The sequence below is a fragment of the Micromonospora sp. CPCC 205546 genome, from assembly GCF_036902715.1.
Taxonomy (GTDB): Bacteria; Actinomycetota; Actinomycetes; order Mycobacteriales; family Micromonosporaceae; genus Micromonospora.
The window spans coordinates 1-4,889 of the sequence record NZ_JBAKHL010000139.1; the positions used below are offsets into that span (position 1 = coordinate 1).

Sequence of the window (4,889 nt, forward strand, 5' to 3'; positions counted from 1 at the left end):
GACCGCCCCGCGGACCCGGCCCGGGACGCCACCGACGACGGGGCGCCACCCGCTCCCGGCGACGACGGGCGGGCCCCGACCGAGGCGCCGGCGCCGCAGCCGGCGAACCAGGTGGTGGCCGCCGGCTGACCCGGCCGCCAGCCGGCCGTCCCCGCGCCGGTTCGGGCGGCGGCCGGCGCGGCCCGCGCCGGTCATGGGCGCATCTCGTACGCGCCGCTGAGCGCCGCCACCCGCGCCCACATCCGCGCCGTGCGCCCCGGGTCCGCCACGGGCCGGCGGACGTGCGCCAACGCCCAGGCGGCCTGTTCCCCGGTGGTCGCCGCCCGGCCGTGCAGCTCGGTGGCGTACGCGGAGAAGTCGCGGACCAGCACGTCGAAGATCTCGTCGAGCACGTCGCGGTCCAGGCCGGTCAGCTCGGCCTGCTCCAGGATCAGGTGACCGTAGACGATCAGCGCGAAGAGCTGGCCCAGGGCGAGCAGGAAGTCGAGGTCGCGCTGCTGCTCCTCGCTCGGGGCGTGGGCGGCCAGCAGCGCGCAGAAGCCGTCGGCCTGCTCGCGGAAGCGGGCGACGTTGGGCACCTCGGCGTGGGCGTCGTAGGCGGCGCGCCAGTCGTGGAACCGGATCGCGCCGAGGCCCCGGGCCGGGCCCTGCCGGAAGAGGAACTCGTCGTCGGCGGCGTCCTGCCGCCTCGGCACCGGCGGGTGTTCGGCCGGGTGGAACAGGTAGTTGGCCATGAACTTCATGATCAACGTGAGGTTGACGTGCACCGTCCCCTCGAGCTTGGGCAGCCCACGGATGTCCTTGGCGGCCTTGTCGAAGTAGGTGTCCGCCTCGAAGCCCTTGGCGGCGATGACGTCCCAGAGCAGGTCGATCACCCGCTCCCCCTCGGTGGTGACCTTCATCTTCGTCATCGGGTTGAACAGCAGGTAGCGACGGTCGTCCGGGCCCGCCGAGCGGAAGTAGTCGACGGCGCGGTCGCTGAACAGCTTCATCGCCACCAGGCGGGCGTACGCGTCGGTCAGCTCGCGGCGCACGTGCGGGAAGTCGGTGACCCGCCGGCCGTAGAGCACCCGGTTGTGGGCGTGGGTCACGGCCTCGTACATGGCGTGCTCGCAGATGCCGATCGAGGCGGTGCAGAGGTTGAACTTGCCCACGTTGACGGTGTTGAGCGCGGCGTCGAACGCGGCCCGCCCGGTGTGCAGCACGTCCTCGGGGCACACCGGATAGTCCGCCAGCCGGAACTCGCTGACGTACATCTGCGCATTCACCACGTTGCGGACGAGATGATAGGCGGGATGGCGGCTGTCGGCGGCGAAGAAGACGTAGCCGTCCGGGCCCTCGACGTCGGCGCGGCGGCCGAAGATTGAGACGAGCCCGGCGACGTTGCCGTTGCCGATGTAGTACTTGGCGCCGCTCGCGCGGAACCCGCCGTCGCCGTCGGGGGTGAGGACCATGTCGGTGGAGTAGATGTCCGCGCCGTGGGCGCGCTCGGAGAGGCCGAACGCCATCACGTGGCCGTCGGCGAGCAGCTTCGCCGCGCGGGCCCGCGCGGCGGCGTTGTCGCTCTGCCAGACCGGGCCGAGACCGAGCACGGTGACCTGCCAGGCGTACCAGTAGCCGAGGCCGTAGAAGCCGAGGATCTCGCTGAGCGCGGCGTTGCGGGCGGTGTCCCAGCGCTTGGCCGGGTCCCCTGCCCCGTCGGCGGCCGGCGTGCAGAAGGCGGCGAAGAGCCCCTCCCTCGCGGCGAAGTCCAGGAAGTCGGCGTACCACTCGTGCCGGTTGTAGGAGTCGAGCAGCGCCTTCCTGCCCCGGCCCTCGAACCAGTCGATGGTGGCCCGCAGCAGCCGGCGGGAGGTGTCGTCGAGGTGGGCGGGGTCGTAGGTGTGCGGGTTGAACAGGAGCGAGTCCGCCACGGCGGGACTCCCTTCGGTGGGTGGGTCAGTGGTCGAGGGTGCGCAGGGTGGCCAGCACGTCGTCGAGCCAGGCGAGCACCATCCGCTCGTACGCGATGCCGCCGCGCAGCACGACGTGCTGGAGCACCGCTCCGGCGTCGGAAGCGGCGGGGTCGGGGAAGTCGCGCCGCTCGCCGGTGAGGTAGCGGGCGAGCGTCTCCTCGTGGGTGGCGCGGTAGCGCTCGACCTCGGCGACGAGCGCGGCGCGGCCGGCGGCGTCGTCGAAGGCGGCCCCGCGGATCTTGACGGCCAGCTCGTGCCGGACCGCCTCGGGTTGCACGGGCGCGCGCAGCCAGCCCACCAGCGCCGACCGGCCGGCCGGCGCCACCGAGAAGGACCGCTTGTCCGGGCGGCCCTCCTGGCCGATCTCCTCGGCGGTGACCCAGCCGTCGGCCTCCATCCGCTTCAGCACGCGGTAGATCTGCTGATGGGTGGCGGTCCAGAAGCGGCCGATGGAGCGCTCGAAGCGCCGGGCCAGCTCGTAGCCGGAGCCCGGCCGTTCGAGCAGGGACACCAGGATCGCGTGTTCCAGCGCCATGCCCGCCATCCTGCTATGCAACTCGTTGCATAGCAAGCTCGGATCTGAGTGGTCCAACCAGTTGACGGGTTGATGTGCGCTGCGCCACACTCCTCGGCATGGCGTTCGCTCCCGTCCCCCGCTCCTCGGTCTCCGACCACGTCTTCGGCCAGATCCGCGACGCCGTGGTCAGCGGCGTCTACCGCCCGGACGAGGCGCTGCCCGGCGAGCGGGAGCTGGCCGCCACCTTCGGGGTCAACCGGCACGCCGTACGGGAGGCCCTGCGTCGCCTGCAGCAGCTCGGCCTGGTGCGGGTCAGCCAGGGCGGCGCCACCCGGGTGCTGGACTGGCGGGTGCACGCCGGGCTCGACCTCGCCCTGTCGCTCACCCGCTTCCACGACACGCTCCCGGTGGACACCCTGGTCCGCGACATGCTGGAGATGCGGGCCTGCATCGGCGTCGACGCGGCCCGGCTCTGCGCCGAGCGCGCCGACCCGGCGGTGCGGGCCGCGGTCCTGCGGGCCATCGAGGAGTACGCGGACCTGGCACCCGACCTGGACGCGATGGGCGAGGCCACCATCGTGCTCTGGCGGCACATCGTGGCCGGCTCCGGCAACACCGCCTACCTGCTGGCCTTCAACAGCCTCGTGGCCGGCGCGCTCGCCGTCGGCGAGGTGCCCCCGGAGCGGCGCGCCGCGGAACTGCTCGACGTCGCGGGGCACCGCCGGCTCGTCGACGCCGTCGTGACCGGCCGGGCCACCGACGCCGCCCGCGAGGCACGGGCCCTGCTCACCGCCCCCCTCACCACCCCCGACGCAGCACCGAGAAGGGAAGCCCGGGCATGATCCCCGCCGTGCTCTACGCCGTACCGGCGTTCCTGCTGCTCATCGTCGTCGAGGCGCTGTCCTACCGGTTCGCGCCCGACGACGACGAACGCGGCTACGAGCTGCGCGACACCGCCACCAGCCTGACCATGGGCGCCGGCAGCCAGGTCATCGGCGTGCCGTGGAAGCTGGCGACGATCGGCCTCTACGCCGCCGCGTACACCGTCACGCCGATCCAGCTCTCCCCCACCAGCGTGTGGACGTGGGTGCTGCTGTTCTTCGCCGACGACCTCGCCTACTACTGGTTCCACCGCTCCCACCACGAGGTGCGGCTGCTCTGGGCCGGGCACGTGGTGCACCACTCCAGCGTCTTCTTCAACCTCTCCACGGCCCTGCGGCAGAGCTGGACCCCCATGACGTCCATCCCCTTCTGGCTGGGCCTGGCGCTGCTCGGCATCCCGCCATGGATGATCTTCCTGCAGCAGTCGATCAGCCTGCTGTACCAGTTCTTCCTGCACACCGAGAGGGTCACCGTGCTGCCCCGCCCCATCGAATGGATCTTCAACACGCCCTCGCACCACCGGGTCCACCACGGCGCCAACGCCGAGTACCTCGACCGCAACTACGGCGGCATCCTGATCGTCTGGGACCGGCTGTTCGGCACCTTCGAGCCCGAGCGGGCCGCCGTCCGCTACGGCCTGACCAAGAACATCGACACGTACAACCCGCTGCGGGTGGCGACCCACGAGTACCGGGCCATCTGGGCCGACGCCCGGGCCGCGTCCTCCTGGCGGCACCGCCTCGGCTACGTGCTGGGCCGACCGGGCTGGCAGCCCACCGGGCACACCCGGGCGGCGGTGGCCCGATGAGGCGCCTCTGGCCGTTCGCCGTGGTGGCCGCCGTGGAACTGCTCGGCGTCGCGGCCGACTCGACCGTCCTGCAGTGGCTGGCCAAGCCCCTGCTCGCCCCGGTGCTGCTGGTCTACCTGCTGCGGGTGCGCCGGCGCGTCGACCCCGTCGCCGTCGGGCTGGTCTTCGCGACCGGCGGAGACATCGCGCTGCTGGTGTCCGGCGAGACGGCGTTCCTCGTCGGCATGGGGTGCTTCCTCGGCACGCAGGTGGCCTTCCTGACCGCGTTCCTGCGGCACCGGCGGCCGCCGTTCGTCGCGGTCGCCAGCTACCTCGCCTGCTGGGCGGTGGCCAACCTGGTGCTGTGGAACTCCCTCGGCCCGCTGCGACTGCCGGTGCTCGGCTACGGCCTCGCGCTCAGCCTGATGGCCGCCGCCGCGGCCGGCGTCTCCCGGCGGGCCGCCCTGGGCGGAGGGCTGTTCCTGATCTCCGACCTGCTGATCGGGATGGAGGCCGCCGGCTCCCGGATCCCCGGGCACAGCCTGGCGGTGATGACCACCTACATCGCGGCCCTGCTGCTCATCACCACCGGATGGGTGGCCGCCGCCACCGAGGGCACCCGGCCCGCGGCCGGCGGCGACAGTCCCGCGCCCGCCCCGGGGCCCGTGCCCGGCACCGCACGCTAGCCGGGTCGACGCCGCCCCGGTCCCGGCATGGACCGGGGGCGGCGTCGGCGAGCCGCCCGCCG

The 4,889-nt window shown here is 73.0% G+C and carries 5 protein-coding genes; 3 read left to right on the forward strand and 2 right to left on the reverse strand.

All coding sequences use genetic code 11. The features are described from left to right. Positions 1-191: 191 nt before the first annotated feature. Positions 192-1,913, reverse strand: coding sequence for an acyl-CoA dehydrogenase family protein (locus V6U77_RS29550; RefSeq protein ID WP_334610025.1), 1,722 nt, complete (start codon positions 1,911-1,913; stop codon positions 192-194). Between the two features lie 25 nt (positions 1,914-1,938). Next, positions 1,939-2,490, reverse strand: coding sequence for a PadR family transcriptional regulator (locus tag V6U77_RS29555; RefSeq protein ID WP_334610026.1), 552 nt, complete (start codon positions 2,488-2,490; stop codon positions 1,939-1,941). 98 nt (positions 2,491-2,588) lie between these two features. Here V6U77_RS29555 and V6U77_RS29560 point away from each other — a divergent pair, with 98 nt between their 5' ends. The 3 genes from V6U77_RS29560 to V6U77_RS29570 are packed head-to-tail and all read left to right on the forward strand — an operon-like array spanning position 2,589 to position 4,827. After that, on the forward strand, positions 2,589-3,314 hold the full coding sequence (locus V6U77_RS29560) for a FadR/GntR family transcriptional regulator (protein WP_334610027.1): 726 nt from the start codon (positions 2,589-2,591) through the stop codon (positions 3,312-3,314). Further along, positions 3,311-4,162, forward strand: coding sequence for a sterol desaturase family protein (locus V6U77_RS29565; protein ID WP_334610028.1), 852 nt, complete (start codon positions 3,311-3,313; stop codon positions 4,160-4,162). The genes V6U77_RS29560 and V6U77_RS29565 overlap by 4 nt, the downstream gene beginning before the upstream one ends. Further along, positions 4,159-4,827 (forward strand): lysoplasmalogenase, encoded by a 669-nt coding sequence (locus V6U77_RS29570; RefSeq protein WP_334610029.1) that lies wholly within the window; start codon positions 4,159-4,161, stop codon positions 4,825-4,827. The genes V6U77_RS29565 and V6U77_RS29570 overlap by 4 nt, the downstream gene beginning before the upstream one ends. Positions 4,828-4,889: the final 62 nt, after the last annotated feature.